Below are 15,718 nucleotides of genomic sequence, written 5' to 3'. Positions count from 1 at the left end.
TATAATGTCGATAACACATAAAAATAAGGCGCAGGCTGGATGAAGGTGCTGGTGGTGGATGACGACGTGGTGGCGCGCATGATGCTGATGCATCTGGTCGACCATTGCGGGCAGTTCGAGATCGTGGAGGCCGAGGACGGCGAGGATGCCTGGCGCAAGCTGGCGGCCGGCCTGCGTCCCGCCATCCTGTTCTGCGACCTGCGCATGCCGAACCTGGACGGCATGGGCCTGCTCGCGCGGGTACGCGCCGACGCTGGTCTCGCCACGCTGCCGGTGGTGCTGGTGTCGGCCGCATCCGACGCCGAGACCCTGTCCGAAGCCGGACGCCTGGGCGCGGACGGCTACATCGTCAAGCCTTTCGCCGCCGGCCAGGTGCGGGCCCAGCTCGCGCGCCTGGTGCAGCCCGACGAAGACCCGGTCGAGGTCGCGCAGCGGCTCGGCATCACCCTGGAGCGCGTGCTGCTGTACTTCGGCGGCCTGCAGCGCCAGCTGGAAGAGGCGGGGCCCGCGCTGGCGGCGCTGCCGATGCCGGAGCGTAGCGCGCGCCTGGAGCGCCTGGCCGAAGGTTGCGCCACGTTCGGGCTGGCGGATGGCGCGGCGCGTCTGCGCGCGGCCGCTACCATTGACGATCCCCACGCCGTCCAGGCTGCGCTCGCGCAAGCGCTGGGGGCGGTGCTGCGCCAGCAGGCGCGTACGCAAGGCCTCGCCTGATTTCGCTTGCTGGCAAATTACTTTAGATTTAAAGTAAGTCGCGATTGCTGCTCCACTGCCGGAATTTCACACAGGGACCCGACATGACCGACGCCTCCGCAGCACTTGCGCCGTCCGGCTACGCCGACGGCTTTGCCCGCGCCAAGCTGCCACCCCTGGACGAGTGGCCTGAATTGCGCTTCGACCTGCCCGAACTGCAGTACCCGCCGCGCCTGAACTGCGTGGCCGAACTGCTGGACAGCGCCACGGCGCGCGGCTGGGACGAACGCAGCGCGCTGGTCGGCGCGCGCGAGCGCCTCAGCTATGCCCAGCTGCGCGCGCGGGTCGACCGCATCGCCCATGTGCTGCGCCAGGACCTGAAGCTCGCGACCGGCAGCCGGGTGCTGCTGCGCGGCGCCAACTGCCCGATGATGGCGGCCTGCATCCTGGCCGTGATCAAGGCCGGCTGCATCGCGGTGCCCACCATGCCGCTGCTGCGCGCGCGCGAACTGGGCACCATCGCGGAGCGCGCCCGCGTCGACGCCGTCCTGTGCGCAGCCGCGCTGCGCGCTGAGATCGATGCGATGGCGCCGGGCGGGCTTCCCATGTTGCTGTTCGACGCGCCCGACGCACCCGATTCCCTGGAGCGGCGCATGGCCGCATTCGATGCGCCTTTCGCGGCGCCCGATACGGCCGCCGACGACGTCTGCCTGATCAGCTTCACCTCCGGCACCACCGGCGTGCCGAAGGGGACCATGCACTTCCACCGCGACCTGCTGGCCATCTGCGACTGCTTCCCGCGCCATACCCTGCGCGCGCACATCGACGACGTCTTCATCGGCACGCCGCCGCTGGCCTTCACCTTCGGGCTGGGCGGGCTGCTGCTGTTCCCGCTGCGCGTCGGCGCCAGTGCGGTATTGATCGAGAAGCTCACGCCGGAAACCCTGCTGGGAGCGATCCAGGAACGGCGCGCCACCGTGTGCTTCACCGCGCCCACTTTCTACCGCCAGATGGCCCAGCTGGCGCCGCGCTTCGATCTCACGAGCCTGACCCGCAGTGTGTCGGCCGGCGAAGCGCTGCCGGTGGCCACGCGCGAAGCCTGGAAGTTTGCTACCGGCCTGGAGATGATCGACGGGATCGGCGCCACCGAGATGCTGCACATCTTCATCTCCGCCGCCGGCGACGAGGTGCGTCCGGGCGCCACCGGCAAGCCGGTGCCGGGCTATGTCGCCTGCATCCTCGACGAGGACGGCCGGCCGGTCGGGCCCGGCGTGATCGGGCGCCTGGCGGTCAAGGGCCCGACCGGCTGCCGCTACCTGGATGATCCGCGCCAGCGCAACTACGTGCACGATGGCTGGAACATCACCGGCGACGCCTACGAAATGGATGCCGACGGCTACTTCTACTACCGCTCGCGGCTGGACGACATGATCATCTCGGCCGGCTACAACATCGCCGGCGCCGAGGTCGAAGAGGTGCTGCTGCACCATCCGGCGGTGGCCGAGTGCGGGGTGGTCGGGCGGGTAGACGAGGAGCGCGGGCAGGTGGTCGAGGCGCATGTGGTGCTCAAGCCGGGCGTCGCGCCGAGCGGCGAGACCGCGCTGGCGCTGCAGGAATTCGTTAAGGCGCAGATTGCGCCTTACAAGTACCCGCGGGTGGTGCGCTTCCGCGAACAGCTGCCGCGCACCGAAACCGGTAAACTGCAACGGTTCAAATTACGCATGGATGCGGTCTGAGGAAAACATGTCCGATCTCGAGGACCAGGGGCAGGGCAAGGATGACGGGCAGGAGCTCGACCTGGCGAGCCGCCTGCGGCAGGAACACCACCAGTCGCTCAAGCTGTGGCTACGCATGCTGTCGTGTACCGTGCGCATCGAGAACGAGATCCGGGTCCGGCTGCGCGCCGGCTTCGGCATCACCTTGCCGCGCTTCGACCTCATGGCCCAGCTCGAGCGCCATCCGCAAGGTTTACGCATGGGCGAACTGTCCAAGCGCATGATGGTCACTGGCGGCAACATCACCGGCATCACCGACCAGTTGGAACGCGAGAAACTGGTGGAGCGCCTGCCCGACCCGCAGGACCGCCGCGCCTGGGCCGTGCGCCTGACGCCTGCCGGCCGCAGCGCGTTTGCCGAGATGGCGACCGTGCACGAGCGCTGGATCGAAGAGATGCTGGCCGATATCCCGGCCGAGGACAAGGCCAGCCTGATCACGCTGCTGACCTCGATGAAGGGTCGGCTCAGGGTGGATGAGCCGAAGTAAGTCCCGGCGGCCAATGCCGTGGCTTGCCTGTTCTGATTTGGCAAGACGGCTGGTACAATAGGGGGCTGCGTCATGCGTAGGTGATGTGTCGCAGACGCGCAAGTCGCCATAGTACAATGGATAGTACAAGGTCCTCCTAAGACTTAGATGCAGGTTCGATTCCTGCTGGCGACACCACTTTCCGCCCGTCCGGGCATTCGCTTTTCCCTTAAGACAAGGTTTCAATCCTCAGCCGCGGCCAGATGGTGTGCCAGTTTTTGGAGCGAGCACGATCGGCATAGAGGGCATGTTTCTCCGTCGCGAAACGCTCGGTTGGCCTGACGATCAGTTCGAACAAGTCGGTCAGTCCGTAAGGCGCCGCAATTTCGACCACGTTTTCATCGCTCAGCCGTATCCCAACGGCAGTCGCCGTCTCAGGCCAATATCGCATGGCGTCGGTCGCAGATAAATAGGGTGCGTCCGCGTTGCGCTGGTGCATGCGGGCCTGGTTCTTGACCGACCAGTTCAGGGTCTCGTCCTGCTTGCGCAAGGCAAGCTCCAGCGCGGTGTCACGTTCGGCTGCCGCCTGCTGTGGGTCGTACCAGATGACATCGATGTCTTGCGGCAGCGGCGACGCCGTGTACGCATGCAGGTGATCCCATACGCAGTTGCGGACAAAGCCGGCGGCGACCCAACAGTCTGGCAAGGCGAGATCTTTCACGGTTTCCAGTACGCGCATGCGTCGGTGATCGCTTGCGATGAGTATCTGAAGTTGGCTAATGCGATCCATGCGCGCTTCTTCGTTATTCAACTGGAAGTTGACGGCGCGGGCACTTTGCAAGCGAGCGCCACCTGCTGGGATTTCGGATTAGGATGAGCTTTTTAAAAGTTGTCATTTTAATATGAAATCGAATGTCGGACGATGCTCTCGCCAGGGTGGCTTCACCCTGGTTGAAACAACCGCCGTGATCGCCATCGTCGGCGCGCTGGCTGCCACTGCGCTGCCCAGGGTGACCGGCATGACCGGCGAGGCGCGCTACGCATCCTTGGGCAGTGCACGGGCAGCGCTTTCCACCGTCGCCACGATGTCGAACGCAAAATTCCTGATCAACGGCCAGACGACGCAGACGCTTCAGGACAGCACGGTCACCCTGGTACACGGTTATCCCGCAGCGACCTTAGCGACCGCGGATGCCGCCGGCCTGACCCGGGATTACGTGGTCTACACCGAGGCGTCCGGCCCGGGCGCGATAGTCCTTGTTCCCAAGGGCATCGCCGGCACCGCCAAGGCGGTGAACTGCTTCCTCGTCTACGAAGAGGCATCGGCCGCGCGTCCGGTACCGAAGATCAGCCTGGGCGCGAATACCACCGCCGAGGCATGCACCTAGCGATACCGTCTCAAGCGCTCATATTTGTTGACGTCACTGCCCTTGTAAGACCCTCCGTCGTAATGCGTGAATCCTAACTTCTCCGCAAGTTTGATGGAGGAGGTGTTGTGAGGACTGATCATGCACACGCTTCGTGATGACAAAGCCTGTTCATCGAACCATTCCAGCGCTGCCGTCATCGCTTCCAGTGCAAAGCCCTTCCCGTGCGAGCTTCCGGTGAACACCCACGCTGCTTCAGGTACGCCATCGAAGTCTTTGCCGAGACCTCGCTGGAAGTCCGCCAGACCCACTTCGCCGATAAATTCATTCGTGGTCCGTTCGAATACCGCGAACATGCCGAAGCCGAGCAGACTCCAATGACCTGCATACCGACACAGGCGATGCCAGGCGTCTTCACGCGATGGAGGGGCGCCGCGGATAGACTGCAGCACCGCCGGATCGGTAGCAAGCTGAAAAACCGCGTCCGCATCTTGCAGCGTGTGCTTACGTAAAATGAGGCGCTCAGTATTGATCATGAAGCTCCAGCGTCAAATCAGTTGTGAATGTACTTGGTGAACACGTCGCTGAAATCGCGCTTGGTATGCGTATCCAGCATGGCCGTGTTCAGGGCCGCCAGCAGCTGCCCGTACTGGCTCACCAGTCCACCATCACCCGGCGCCAGATTCAGCTTGTGCACCGACGCGGTCGCCTCGAGCGTACGCAGCGCATTGTCGCGGCACACGGCATCGCGGCGCTGCTGTTTGCCGATCGTGATCAAGGCCTTGTAGATGTCCTTCAGCTGTTCGATATAGGTCTTCTTGATGTCGATCGAGAAGTGCTCAGCGTCGAGGTCGAATTTGAGTTCGACGTCCATATCCAGGGTGCCCGCGGTCTCGATGCTGACCTTGGTGATCTGGTGCGAGGAATAGTCGTAGCGCTTGATCGAGCGCTTCGAGGACACCGCCGAATCGCCGTCCACATGGATCAGCGCCAGGTTGGTGAAGCAGTACTCGTCCTTCTTGCTCTTGATGAGGAAGAAGATCTGTTCGCCGTCTTCGCTGAACAGGTAGTCGTCGGCATCGACCTTGTTGTAGTCCGCAGGCCCGACGATGACGCCGATATCGCTGATGCCCAGTGCTTCCGCCGCCAGTCTCTTGAACATGATCGTCCTCGTGTGGTGAAAGCATTCACATTAGCATTTTTTGTTCATTAGAAAAAATTTCCTGAGCATGAATTGGGCTGGATACCGCTTCCGTCACGCTTCAGGCGCGCCAGTCGGTACAATGCACGCTTCTTTCAACATTTTGCGCCTGCCGCCCCCATCGGTCGCGGGCGGGTTCACGGATCATGGCTGTCATTTCCCTCACTTCCGCGCAACTGGCCTTCGGCCACGTCGCGCTGCTCGACCACGCTGACTTTTCCCTCGAAACCGGCGAACGCGTCGGCCTGATCGGCCGCAACGGCACCGGCAAGTCCTCGCTGCTAAAAATCATTTCGGGCCGCTCGAAACTCGACGATGGCCTCTTGGTCATGCAGCAAGGCGTGACGATCGCCTACGTCGAACAGGAACCGGTGTTCGACCCCGAGTCGACCGTGTTCGATGCGGTCGCACGGGGCATGGGCGAGCAGCAGGCGATGCTGTCCGAATACGAAGCGCTGACCGGCCAGTTCGGTGGCGACAACGACGAGGCGCTGATGGAGCGCATGCACGAGCTGCAGCTCAAGCTCGACGCCATCGACGGCTGGAACCTGGCGCGCAAGGTCGATACCACGCTGGATCGCCTCGGCCTGAACCGTGACGCGAAGATGGGCACCTTGTCTGGCGGTATGCAAAAGCGCGTGGCGCTGGCCGTGGCCCTGGTCTCCAGCCCCGACGTCCTGCTGCTGGACGAACCGACCAACCACCTCGACTTCACCTCGATCAAGTGGCTGGAAGGCCTGCTGCGCGAGTTCCGCGGCTCGGTGCTGTTCATCACCCACGACCGCAGCTTCCTCGACAACGTCGCCACCCGCATCCTCGAGCTGGATCGCGGCCGCCTGCTTTCCTTCCCGGGCAACTTCTCGACCTACCAGGAGCGCAAGCGCGAGCTGCTGGCCAACGAGGAAGTCGAGAACGCCAAGTTCGACAAATTCCTGGCACAGGAAGAAGTCTGGATCCGCAAGGGCGTGCAGGCGCGCCGCACGCGCGACGAGGGCAGGGTGCGCCGCCTGGAAGCGCTGCGCCTGCAGCGCGCCGCGCGCCGCGAGCAGCAGGGCACGGTCCGCCTCGATGTCGGTACCGGCGAGCGCTCGGGCAAGATCGTCGCCGAACTGGAAAACATTTCCAAGTCCTACGGCGAGAAAGTCATCGTCAGCAACTTCACCGGCACCATCCTGCGCGGCGACAAGGTCGGCCTGATCGGCCCGAATGGCGCCGGCAAGACCACGCTGCTGAAAATCATCCTGGGCGACGAGACCCCCGACAGCGGCTCGGCCAAGCTGGGCACCAAGCTGAACGTGGCTTACTTCGACCAGATGCGCGCCCAGCTGAACGAAGAGGCGAGCCTTGCCGACACCATTTCGCCAGGCAGCGACTGGGTCGAGATCAACGGCCAGAAGAAGCACGTGATGACTTACCTCAACGACTTCCTGTTCGCACCGGAACGCGCGCGTTCGCCGGTGAAGTCGCTCTCCGGCGGCGAGCGCAATCGCCTGCTGCTGGCGCGCCTGTTCGCCAAGCCGGCCAACTGCCTGGTGCTGGACGAACCGACCAACGACCTCGACATCGAGACCCTCGAATTGCTCGAGGAATTGCTTGAGGAATATACGGGCACGGTCTTCCTCGTCAGCCACGACCGCACCTTCCTCGACAACGTCGTGACACAGGTAATCGTGGCTGAAGGAAACGGTCTGTGGCGCGAATACGTCGGCGGCTACACCGACTGGGAACGCGCGCGTGCGAGCGAGGCCGCGCGGCCTGCTCCCGTGGTACAAAAGGCCATGGCGAGTTCGGCAGCGAGTGCGTCGGCCAGCCCCGGCCAGCCCGCGTCCAAAGCTGGTGAAATGTCATCTACCGCACAGAGCGGGTCTGGTAAAAAGGTAAAGTTGAGCTACAAGGAACAGCGGGAGCTGGAGGAACTTCCTCAGCTGATCGCTACTCTTGAAGATGAGCAGTCCGCGATTGCAGCCATGCTGAACTCGCCCGACTTCTACAAGCAGAATCCCGGCGACGCGCGCCGTATCACCGAGCGCCATGCCGAGATCGACGACCTGCTGCTCGACGCCCTCGAACGCTGGGAGCGCATCGAAGCCCGCGCCAGGGGCGAGTAGCCTAACGAACCAGGCAGGCCAGGCGCCTGCACAACAAGGACATGACCGAGCATAACGATCCCCGTACCGCTCCATCAGCAAGCCCTGCGTTCTCGGTCGACGCACCTCTCTTCAGCCGCGCCGCCTGGGCGCGGATCCTGCCGTTCGGCGCCTACATCTTCTTCATCATCCTCGGCGACATGCTGGAGCGCACGGGCATCGCCCGTGCCGACCTGCGCTGGCTGTACCCGGTGCAGATCGGCGCCGTCGCGCTGCTGCTGGCCTATAACTGGCGCGGCTACCACGAGCTGCGCGGCCCGCTGCCGAGCGTCAGGCAAATGCTGGTTTCGCTCGCCGTCGGCGTCCTCGTGCTGGTGCTCTGGATCAATCTCGACGCGCCCTGGATGACGGTCGGCTCGAGCCCCGGCTACGACCCCCGCCGCAACGGCGAGCTGGACTGGGTCCTGATCGTCATCCGCATCGCCGGCGCCGCGCTGGTGGTGCCCGTCATGGAAGAATTGTTCTGGCGCTCCTTCGTCATGCGCTGGGTCGATTCCGCCGACTTCGAAGCGCTCGAACCGGCGCGGGTCGGCATCAAGGGTTTCCTGGTCTCAGTCGTCCTGTTCGGCTTCGAGCACAACCTGTGGCTGGCCGGCATTGTTGCCGGCGTCGCCTACAGCCTCCTGTACATGCGTCACCGCAATCTCTGGTCTGCGGTGCTCGCCCACGCTGTCACCAATGGACTGCTCGGTGTCTGGGTGGTCGCGACCGGCAGTTGGGCATTCTGGTAAAGCACAGACAGTAAGCATTCCCGCGCAATGACTCTTGATAAGACGAACAACATGATGCATTCACGCTCCCTTACCCTGCGCCCGCTGGCAGCCCTGCTCGGCGCACTGTTCCTCCTCCCGGTCCAGCAGGCCGCCGCGCAGAACACCGCGCAGCAGGAAGAAGGCCTCAAGCTCTACGGCGGCATCGGCTGGGGTTACGACGACAACCTGCTGCGGGTGCCGGACAACCGTCCGGCCTTCCGCGGCAAGCGCAGCGACCGCTGGCGCCAGGCCGAGGCCGGCGTCGTCTACAACAAGCGCATCAGCCGCCAGCGCGTCGCGGTGGTGGCCAAGGTGTCGAAAACCAGTTTCGATTTCTTCAAACAGCTCGACTACGACGGCCGCGACCTGCAGGCCACCTGGTTCTGGGAGCTGGGCAACAAGTTCGAAGGCCAGGCCGGCACCCTGTACGAGCGCACCCTGGCCCCGTACACCGACTTCTTCAGCGACCAGCGCAACGTGCGCGAACGCCGCCGCGAGTGGTTCGACGCCGGCTGGAAGCTGCATCCGAGCTGGAAAGTCCGCACCGGCTACACGCGTGACCGCTACGAATACGAGCTCCTGACCCAGCGCTGGAACAACCGCACCGAGAAGGCCGTCGAGGCGGAACTCGTGTACCGGCCGCGCAGCGGCAACTCGGTGGGCCTGGTGGCGCGCCGTGTGAAGGGCGAGTACCCGTTCCGGCGTCCGTCCACCGCCAGCGGCCTGACCGACGACTTCACCCAGGATGAACTGAAGCTGCGCGTCAATTACTATCTCGGCGGCTCGACCACGCTGCAGGCCCTGGGCGGCTACGTGCGGCGCGAACAGCCCTCGTTCGGGGAGGGCAAGACCAGCGGCTTCAACGGCCGCCTGAACGCGTATTTCCAGCCGCGCGGCAAGGTCAGCTACAACGCCTCGGTGTGGCGCGAATTCGCTCCGATCGAGAGCACCATCGTCAGCTACACGCTGAACCGCGGCGCCAGCGTCGGCGCCACCTGGCAGGCCACCGGCAAGATCAAGGTCGACGCCACCGCGGCCTACGAGCAGCGCGCCTACGAGGCGCGGCGCGCCTTCAGCGGTTCCGGCTCGCTGGAAGACTCGCTCAAGACCGCCAGCCTGCGCGCGACTTGGCAGGCCACGCGCAAGATCGCGGTGTCGGCAGGGTGGCAGCACCAGGCGCGCAGCGGCTCGCAGGCGCTGAACCTGGGTAAATTCGACGCCAACACCGTGATGGTGAACGCGAACGTGTTGTTCTGACGCAGGTGTGAAGACGTAGCCCATGACGGTCAACGACATCCCGATCATCTCGTTTTTCCAGCGCGTGCTCGATCCCCTGATCATCATGGGGACCTTGTATCTGGCGACGCTGTACTACGGCGAGCCGTTTTCCGGATACTCGCTGGTGCTGATGATCCTGGCCTTCTTCATCTCGACCTCGGTCTACCAGCACGTCGATCCTTACCGCACCTGGCGCAGCGGCCGCATGCTGGCCTATGCACGCGACACCGTGTTCGGCTGGTGCCTGACCATCGCCGTCCTGTATTTCCTCGGTTCGGCCAGCGGCCTGAAATATTTCTACGACGAGCGCGTGCTGCTGGCCTGGTTCATCGCCACGCCGCTGACCATCCTGGTCAGCCACCTGGCGGTGCGCAAGGCCACCGGCAGCCGCGACCGCTCGCGCGAGGTGCGCTCGATCGTGGTGGTGGGTATCAATGATGTCGGCATCAAGTTCGCCAAGGTGTGCGAGCGCCATCCGAATTTGTTCATGGAAGTGTGCGGCTTTTTTGAAGACCGCAACGACGAGCGCCGTCCGAGCGAGATCGCCCATCCGGTGCTGGGCGGCATGGCCGACGTCTGCCACTACGTGCGCAAGCACAACATCAAGATGATCTTCATCAGCCAGCCGATCTCGGCCCAGCCGCGCATCCGCAAGCTGATCGACGAGCTGAAGGACACCACAGCCTCGGTCTATTTCCTGCCGGACGTCTACGTCTTCGACCTGATGCAGGCGCGCTTCGACACCGTGGGCGGCATGCCGGTGATCGCGATCAGCGAGACGCCCTTCATGGGCTTCAACAGCGTGATCAAGCGCGGCAGCGACATCCTGATCGGCAGCATCATCCTGCTGCTGCTCGCGCCCCTGATGCTGGTGATCGCCATCGCGGTGAAGCTGACATCCCAGGGACCGATCATCTTCCGCCAGCGCCGCTATGGCCTGTACGGCGAAGAAATCTATGTCTACAAATTCCGCTCGATGACGGTGACCGAGGACGGCGCCAACGTGGTACAGGCGCAAAAGAACGACCAGCGCGTCACCCCCATCGGCGGCTTCCTGCGCCGCACCTCGCTGGACGAGCTGCCGCAATTCATCAACGTGCTGCAGGGACGCATGAGCCTGGTGGGCCCGCGCCCGCACGCCGTGGCCCACAACGAGCAGTACCGCAAGCTGATCAAGGGTTACATGCTGCGTCACAAGGTTCGGCCCGGCATTACCGGCTGGGCCCAGGTCAACGGCCTGCGCGGCGAAACGGCCACCCTCGACAAGATGGAAGCGCGCATCCAGTACGACCTCGATTACCTGCGCAACTGGTCGTTGTGGCTCGACCTCTGGATCATCGTGAAGACCGTCAAGGTTGTACTGACACGTGAAAACGCGCACTGAGCGCGCATTGAACCCATGCTTGCTATACGTATCGAACAGCAGGAAGATGACGATGTTCGACCTGCATCAAAAGTTATTAAAACTCGACAATATGTCGTTATTTACTAGCGAAAACACTTTAAGTTCGAGTTGGAAACAATTCGCTTAAGGTCCACTTAAAACTGATGCGCACGATTGCTATCTTGCTTGCGTGACCATGCCAGCTGCGTAGAATCGTTGATGAGTTTGCAACTGCCGGGACCGGTGTTGGCTGTTGGTTCTGGGCGGAAAAACGCAGGGAAAAGAATATGAAGAAAGCACTGATTACCGGCGTGACCGGCCAGGATGGTTCCTATCTGGCGGAGCTGCTCCTCGCGAAGGGCTACGAGGTCCACGGCATCAAGCGCCGCGCCTCGCTGTTCAATACCGGGCGCATCGATCACATCTACCAGGATCCGCACGCCGACAATCCGCGCTTCTTCCTGCACTACGGCGACCTCAGCGACACCTCGAACCTGACCCGCATCCTGCAGCAGGTGCAGCCGGACGAGGTCTACAACCTGGGCGCGATGAGCCACGTGGCCGTGTCCTTCGAATCCCCCGAATACACCGCCGACGTCGACGGCATCGGCACCCTGCGTTTGCTGGAAGCGATCCGCTTCCTGGGCCTGGAAAAGAAGACGCGCTTCTACCAGGCCTCCACCTCCGAACTCTACGGCCTGGTGCAGGAAAGCCCGCAGCGCGAAACGACGCCTTTCTATCCGCGCAGCCCGTATGCGGTCGCCAAGCTGTACGCCTACTGGATCACCGTGAACTACCGCGAGGCCTACGGCATGTATGCCTGCAACGGCATCCTGTTCAACCACGAATCCCCGCGCCGCGGCGAGACCTTCGTCACCCGCAAGATCACGCGCGCGCTCAGCAACATCGCCCAGGGGCTGGAGCCCCAGCTTTTCCTGGGCAACCTCGATGCGCTGCGCGACTGGGGCCATGCACGCGACTACGTCCACATGCAATGGCTGATGCTGCAGCAGGACAAGCCCGAAGACTTCGTGATCGCGACCGGGCGCCAGTATTCGGTGCGCGCGTTCGTCGAAGTGGCGGCACGCGAGCTCGGCATCGAGATCGCCTGGCAAGGGCAGGGCGTCGAGGAACGCGGCCTGGTCGCATCCGTTACCGGCGACAAGGCGCCGGGCGTCGCGGTCGGCCAGCCGATCGTGGCGGTGGATCCGCAATATTTTCGTCCGACCGAGGTCGAGACCCTGCTTGGCGACCCGAGCCGTGCGCGCGAGCGCCTCGGCTGGGAACCTTCGACAAGTTTCGAAGCGATGGTGCAGGAGATGGTGGCGCACGACCTCGACACGGCGCGCCGCCACAAGCTGCTCGCATCGCATGGCTACAACGTTGCACTTTCACTGGAGTAAGCGTTTTGAATAATCAGCCTCGTATTTATGTCGCCGGCCATCGTGGCCTGGTCGGCTCGGCCATCGTGCGTGTCCTGCGCGCCCAGGGCCACACCAACATCGTCACCCGCACCCACCATGAACTGGAACTCACCGACCAGGCCCAGGTGCGCGAGTTCTTCCGTACCGAACAAATCGACCAGGTCTACCTCGCCGCGGCCAAGGTGGGCGGCATCCACGCCAACAACACCTATCCGGCCGAGTTCATCTACGACAACATGATGGTGCAAGCCAACGTCGTGCACGAAGCCTGGCGTGCCGGCGTCAACAAGCTGCTGTTCCTCGGGTCTTCCTGCATCTATCCGCGCCTGGCGGCCCAGCCGATCCGCGAGGAATACCTGATGAACGGCATCCTCGAGCCGACCAACGAACCCTACGCCATGGCCAAGATTGCCGGCATCAAGCTGTGCGAGAGCTACAACCGTCAGTACGGCACCGACTACCGCAGCGTGATGCCGACCAACCTCTACGGTCCGGGCGACAACTACCACCCGGAAAACAGCCACGTGATCCCGGCCCTGCTGCGCCGCTTCCACGAAGCGCGCGTCAACGATGCGCCGGAAGTGGTGATCTGGGGCAGCGGCAAACCGATGCGCGAGTTCCTGTTCGTCGACGACATGGCGGCCGCCAGCGTCTACGTGATGAACCTGCCGATGGACGTGTATGCGGCGAACACCGACCCGATGCATTCGCACATCAACGTCGGCACCGGCCAGGACGTCACCATCGCGGAACTGGCGCGCCTGGTGGGCGAGACCGTCGGCTACCGCGGCAACATCGTGTTCGATGCCTCCAAGCCGGACGGCACGCCGCGCAAGCTGCTCGACGTGTCCAAGCTGGCCGCGCTCGGCTGGCGCGCCAGCACGCCGCTGCAGGAAGGCCTGCGGCGCGCCTACGAAGCCTTCGTCGCGCAGCAGGACGAGGAAGCGGAAGCGAGTCCGCACGATGTGCCGGCGGAGTTGCTGGGACGTACTCCCGGCGCCTCGGCGCGGGCGGCGGCGTGATTGTGTCGGCCGGTAGCAGTTTGTTAATTGACGAACAGAGAACGAATCGTGCGGAACCCAGAATGGTTGAGTCCTGATCCAGTCCTGGGTCTCGAATGAAAAAAGCGGAATAACAAGAGGAACAAGGCGGGTTTTCCCGCTAACCAACGTCGAGGAAACTATCTTGAAAACCTTCCATTTGGCAGCCAACCAAACTTCCTTCCCCAGCTCCCGGCGCCTGCTGTCCGCAGCGGCGCTGGTGCTGTGCGCGGCAACCCTGGCCGGTTGCAACAAGGACGAAGCCCCCAAGGAATCGAAGCCGGGCCAGGCCCTGGCCAGCGTCAACGGTGAAGAGATCACCGTGCTGCAGCTCAACGAAGAACTGCAGCGCCTGGGCGTGCCGGCCCCGCAGCAGCAGACGGCCGGCAAGCAGGTCGTGCAAGCGCTGATCGACCGCGAACTTCTGGAAAGCGAGGCTGCCAAGGAAAAGCTCGACCGTGACCCGAAGGTGATGCAGGCCATCGAACGCGCCCGCTCCCTGATCATCGCCCAGGCCTACATGCAGAAGCGCCTCGGTGAGCCGGTGCGTCCGGCACCGGCCGAGATCGAGGATTACTTCAACAAGAACCCGCAGTTCTTCGCCAACCGCAAGCAGTTCGCCATGAACGAACTGATCCTGGCCGCGAACGACCTGACCCCGGAAGTGCGCGCCGCCGCCGACAAGGCCAAGTCGCTGGAAGAAGTCGCCGTCCTGCTCGACGCGCGCAACATCAAGTACGGCCGCGCCCAGGTCACGCGCAGCACCGCCGACCTCAATCCCCAGCTGTCAGCCAAGCTGCTGTCGATGGAGAAGGGCCAGCTGTTCGCCGTCAAAGAAGGCGACCGCGCGATGCTGATCTCGATCGCCGAAGTGCGCGACGCCCCCGTCACGCTCGCCATCGCCGGCCCGCAGATCGGCCAGTACCTGATGAACAAGAAGCAGAAGGAAGCGGCCGCCGCCGAGATCCAGCGCCTGCGCGGCACCGCCAAGATTGCCTACCTGAACAAGGATTACGCACCGAGCCCGAATGCGCCGGCCAATGCCGCGCCGGCAGGCGCTCCGCCGGGCGCGGCGGATCCGGCCGCCACCGCGGTCGCCGGGGCCGAGCCTGCCATGGCGCCGGCCGGACAGGGTTCGGTCGCCCCGGCAGCCGACAACGGCGCGCCGGCCGACAAAGCCGCGCTCGACCGTGGCGTGGCTGGCCTGAAGTAATCGACTCACAGACCAATTCGAACAACAGGAGTGAAGGAGCGATCATGAAACGATTCGTCAAGTGGATGATGGCCGCTGCGCTGGTGCTGAGCATGGGCGTTGCAGGCGCTGCCGAAGTGCTGCTGGGACCGGGCGACGTGGTCAAGCTGTCGGTCTACGGCAGCCCGGACCTGTCGCTGGAAACGCGCGTCAGCGAGAGCGGCAACATCACCTTCCCGCTGCTGGGCCAGGTGGCGGTCGGCGGCCTGTCGGTGGCCGCTGCGGAAAAGAAGATCGGTGACATGCTGGAGAAGGGCGGCTACCTCAAGAAGGCCCAGGTCAACATGCTGGTGACCACGCTGGCGAGCCAGCAGGTCTCGGTGCTGGGCTATGTGAACCGCCCGGGGCGCTACGCGGTGGAAGGGCGCCGCAAGGTGCTCGACCTGCTGGCGATGGCCGGCGGCATCCACGGCGACGGCGGCGACATCATCAGCCTGGTGCGCACCCGCAACGGCGCTACCTCCCGCGAAACCATCGACGTAGTCGACATGGTCCGCAAGGGCGAGCTGAACAAGGACTACGAAGTGGCCGGCGGCGACATCATCTACGTCGAGCGCGCCCCGCGTGCCTATGTCACTGGTGAAGTCCAGCGTCCGGGTCCGTTCCGCCTCGAGCGCGGCATGACCGTCCAGCAGGCCGTCTCGGCCGGCGGCGGCCTCTCAATGCGTGGCAGCAATAACGGCATGAAGATCACCCGCAAGGATGCCAGCGGCAACCCGGTGACGATCAATGTCAAAGCCAGTGACCCCGTTCAAGTCGACGATGTCATTGTTGTACGTGAGAGCTGGTTCTGATTGATGCCGATAAACCTACTGCGCGTCGCGCTGACGCCCTGCGATGCTCGCTGTACATCACGTACAGCTGCGCTTCTCGAGCGCCAGCGCTTCCGCTCGCTACGGTTTCTCGGCACCAATCGGCTAACACTGTTCACCCGTTGTAAAA

General features: G+C 63.8%; 15 protein-coding genes and 1 tRNA gene. 13 read left to right on the top strand and 3 right to left on the bottom strand.

All coding sequences use genetic code 11. The features are described 5' to 3' along the window. Positions 1-39: 39 nt before the first annotated feature. From GV068_RS02735 to GV068_RS02720, 4 genes are all read left to right on the top strand, one after another. Entirely contained in the window at positions 40-711 is a 672-nt protein-coding gene (locus GV068_RS02735; RefSeq protein ID WP_159695886.1) for a response regulator, read from the top strand. Between the two features lie 83 nt (positions 712-794). Beyond that, complete coding sequence (locus GV068_RS02730) at positions 795-2,426, top strand: AMP-binding protein (RefSeq protein ID WP_159695885.1); 1,632 nt, start codon at positions 795-797, stop codon at positions 2,424-2,426. 7 nt (positions 2,427-2,433) lie between these two features. Beyond that, on the top strand, positions 2,434-2,952 hold the full coding sequence (locus tag GV068_RS02725; protein ID WP_159695884.1) for a MarR family winged helix-turn-helix transcriptional regulator: 519 nt from the start codon (positions 2,434-2,436) through the stop codon (positions 2,950-2,952). Positions 2,953-3,054: 102 nt separating this feature from the next. Further along, positions 3,055-3,129: transfer RNA gene (locus tag GV068_RS02720), tRNA-Arg, on the top strand. A gap of 31 nt (positions 3,130-3,160) precedes the next feature. On the opposite strand, the gene GV068_RS02715 is transcribed toward GV068_RS02720, so the two are convergent. Continuing rightward, a complete protein-coding gene (locus GV068_RS02715) occupies positions 3,161-3,772 on the bottom strand; it encodes a nucleotidyltransferase family protein (RefSeq protein WP_229463627.1) in 612 nt (203 codons plus the stop codon). A 61-nt stretch (positions 3,773-3,833) separates the two neighbouring features. On the opposite strand from GV068_RS02715, the gene GV068_RS02710 reads away from it, so the two are divergent. Beyond that, a complete protein-coding gene (locus tag GV068_RS02710) occupies positions 3,834-4,319 on the top strand; it encodes a type II secretion system protein (protein WP_229463625.1) in 486 nt (161 codons plus the stop codon). On the opposite strand, the gene GV068_RS02705 is transcribed toward GV068_RS02710, so the two are convergent. Together GV068_RS02705 and GV068_RS02700 are read right to left on the bottom strand one after the other, a co-directional pair. Next, a complete protein-coding gene (locus GV068_RS02705; RefSeq protein WP_159695882.1) occupies positions 4,316-4,834 on the bottom strand; it encodes a GNAT family N-acetyltransferase in 519 nt (172 codons plus the stop codon). The two genes, GV068_RS02710 and GV068_RS02705, sit on opposite strands and share 4 nt — an antisense overlap. A gap of 17 nt (positions 4,835-4,851) precedes the next feature. Continuing rightward, entirely contained in the window at positions 4,852-5,460 is a 609-nt protein-coding gene (locus GV068_RS02700) for a PH domain-containing protein (RefSeq protein WP_159695881.1), read from the bottom strand. A gap of 185 nt (positions 5,461-5,645) precedes the next feature. On the opposite strand from GV068_RS02700, the gene GV068_RS02695 reads away from it, so the two are divergent. From GV068_RS02695 to epsE, 8 genes are all read left to right on the top strand, one after another. Then, entirely contained in the window at positions 5,646-7,607 is a 1,962-nt protein-coding gene (locus GV068_RS02695) for an ATP-binding cassette domain-containing protein (protein WP_159695880.1), read from the top strand. A gap of 41 nt (positions 7,608-7,648) precedes the next feature. Then, positions 7,649-8,377: a CAAX prenyl protease-related protein gene (locus GV068_RS02690; RefSeq protein ID WP_159695879.1), complete on the top strand. Its 729-nt coding sequence runs from the start codon at positions 7,649-7,651 to the stop codon at positions 8,375-8,377. A gap of 51 nt (positions 8,378-8,428) precedes the next feature. Further along, complete coding sequence (gene epsL / locus GV068_RS02685) at positions 8,429-9,655, top strand: XrtB/PEP-CTERM-associated polysaccharide biosynthesis outer membrane protein EpsL (RefSeq protein WP_229463623.1); 1,227 nt, start codon at positions 8,429-8,431, stop codon at positions 9,653-9,655. Between the two features lie 22 nt (positions 9,656-9,677). Then, positions 9,678-11,060, top strand: coding sequence for an undecaprenyl-phosphate glucose phosphotransferase (locus tag GV068_RS02680; protein ID WP_159695878.1), 1,383 nt, complete (start codon positions 9,678-9,680; stop codon positions 11,058-11,060). Between the two features lie 287 nt (positions 11,061-11,347). Beyond that, complete coding sequence (gmd, locus tag GV068_RS02675) at positions 11,348-12,463, top strand: GDP-mannose 4,6-dehydratase (protein WP_159695877.1); 1,116 nt, start codon at positions 11,348-11,350, stop codon at positions 12,461-12,463. A 5-nt stretch (positions 12,464-12,468) separates the two neighbouring features. Beyond that, complete coding sequence (locus GV068_RS02670; protein WP_229463620.1) at positions 12,469-13,506, top strand: GDP-L-fucose synthase; 1,038 nt, start codon at positions 12,469-12,471, stop codon at positions 13,504-13,506. 163 nt (positions 13,507-13,669) lie between these two features. Next, the gene (locus GV068_RS02665) at positions 13,670-14,737 is read left to right on the top strand and encodes an EpsD family peptidyl-prolyl cis-trans isomerase (RefSeq protein ID WP_159695876.1); all 1,068 of its coding nucleotides are present in this window, start codon (positions 13,670-13,672) and stop codon (positions 14,735-14,737) included. 44 nt (positions 14,738-14,781) lie between these two features. Continuing rightward, a complete protein-coding gene (gene epsE, locus GV068_RS02660; protein WP_159695875.1) occupies positions 14,782-15,570 on the top strand; it encodes a polysaccharide export protein EpsE in 789 nt (262 codons plus the stop codon). Positions 15,571-15,718 lie beyond the last annotated feature (148 nt).

This window comes from Massilia sp. 9I (assembly GCF_902506415.1).
Taxonomy (GTDB): domain Bacteria; phylum Pseudomonadota; class Gammaproteobacteria; order Burkholderiales; family Burkholderiaceae_D; genus Telluria.
The sequence above is the reverse complement of the archived record's forward strand: the minus strand, read 5'-3'. Positions and strand labels throughout refer to the sequence as shown.

Bases quoted from the DNA above. Each gene is read 5' to 3' on its own strand.
- gmd (WP_159695877.1), top strand. From the start codon at position 11,348: ATGAAGAAAGCACTGATTACCGGCGTGACCGGCCAGGATGGTTCCTAT.
- GV068_RS02725 (WP_159695884.1), top strand. From the start codon at position 2,434: ATGTCCGATCTCGAGGACCAGGGGCAGGGCAAGGATGACGGGCAGGAG.
- GV068_RS02680 (WP_159695878.1), top strand. From the start codon at position 9,678: ATGACGGTCAACGACATCCCGATCATCTCGTTTTTCCAGCGCGTGCTC.
- GV068_RS02695 (WP_159695880.1), top strand. From the start codon at position 5,646: ATGGCTGTCATTTCCCTCACTTCCGCGCAACTGGCCTTCGGCCACGTC.
- GV068_RS02690 (WP_159695879.1), top strand. From the start codon at position 7,649: ATGACCGAGCATAACGATCCCCGTACCGCTCCATCAGCAAGCCCTGCG.
- epsE (WP_159695875.1), top strand. From the start codon at position 14,782: ATGAAACGATTCGTCAAGTGGATGATGGCCGCTGCGCTGGTGCTGAGC.
- GV068_RS02710 (WP_229463625.1), top strand. From the start codon at position 3,834: ATGAAATCGAATGTCGGACGATGCTCTCGCCAGGGTGGCTTCACCCTG.
- GV068_RS02700 (WP_159695881.1), bottom strand. From the start codon at position 5,460: ATGTTCAAGAGACTGGCGGCGGAAGCACTGGGCATCAGCGATATCGGC.
- GV068_RS02705 (WP_159695882.1), bottom strand. From the start codon at position 4,834: ATGATCAATACTGAGCGCCTCATTTTACGTAAGCACACGCTGCAAGAT.
- GV068_RS02730 (WP_159695885.1), top strand. From the start codon at position 795: ATGACCGACGCCTCCGCAGCACTTGCGCCGTCCGGCTACGCCGACGGC.
- epsL (WP_229463623.1), top strand. From the start codon at position 8,429: ATGATGCATTCACGCTCCCTTACCCTGCGCCCGCTGGCAGCCCTGCTC.
- GV068_RS02735 (WP_159695886.1), top strand. From the start codon at position 40: ATGAAGGTGCTGGTGGTGGATGACGACGTGGTGGCGCGCATGATGCTG.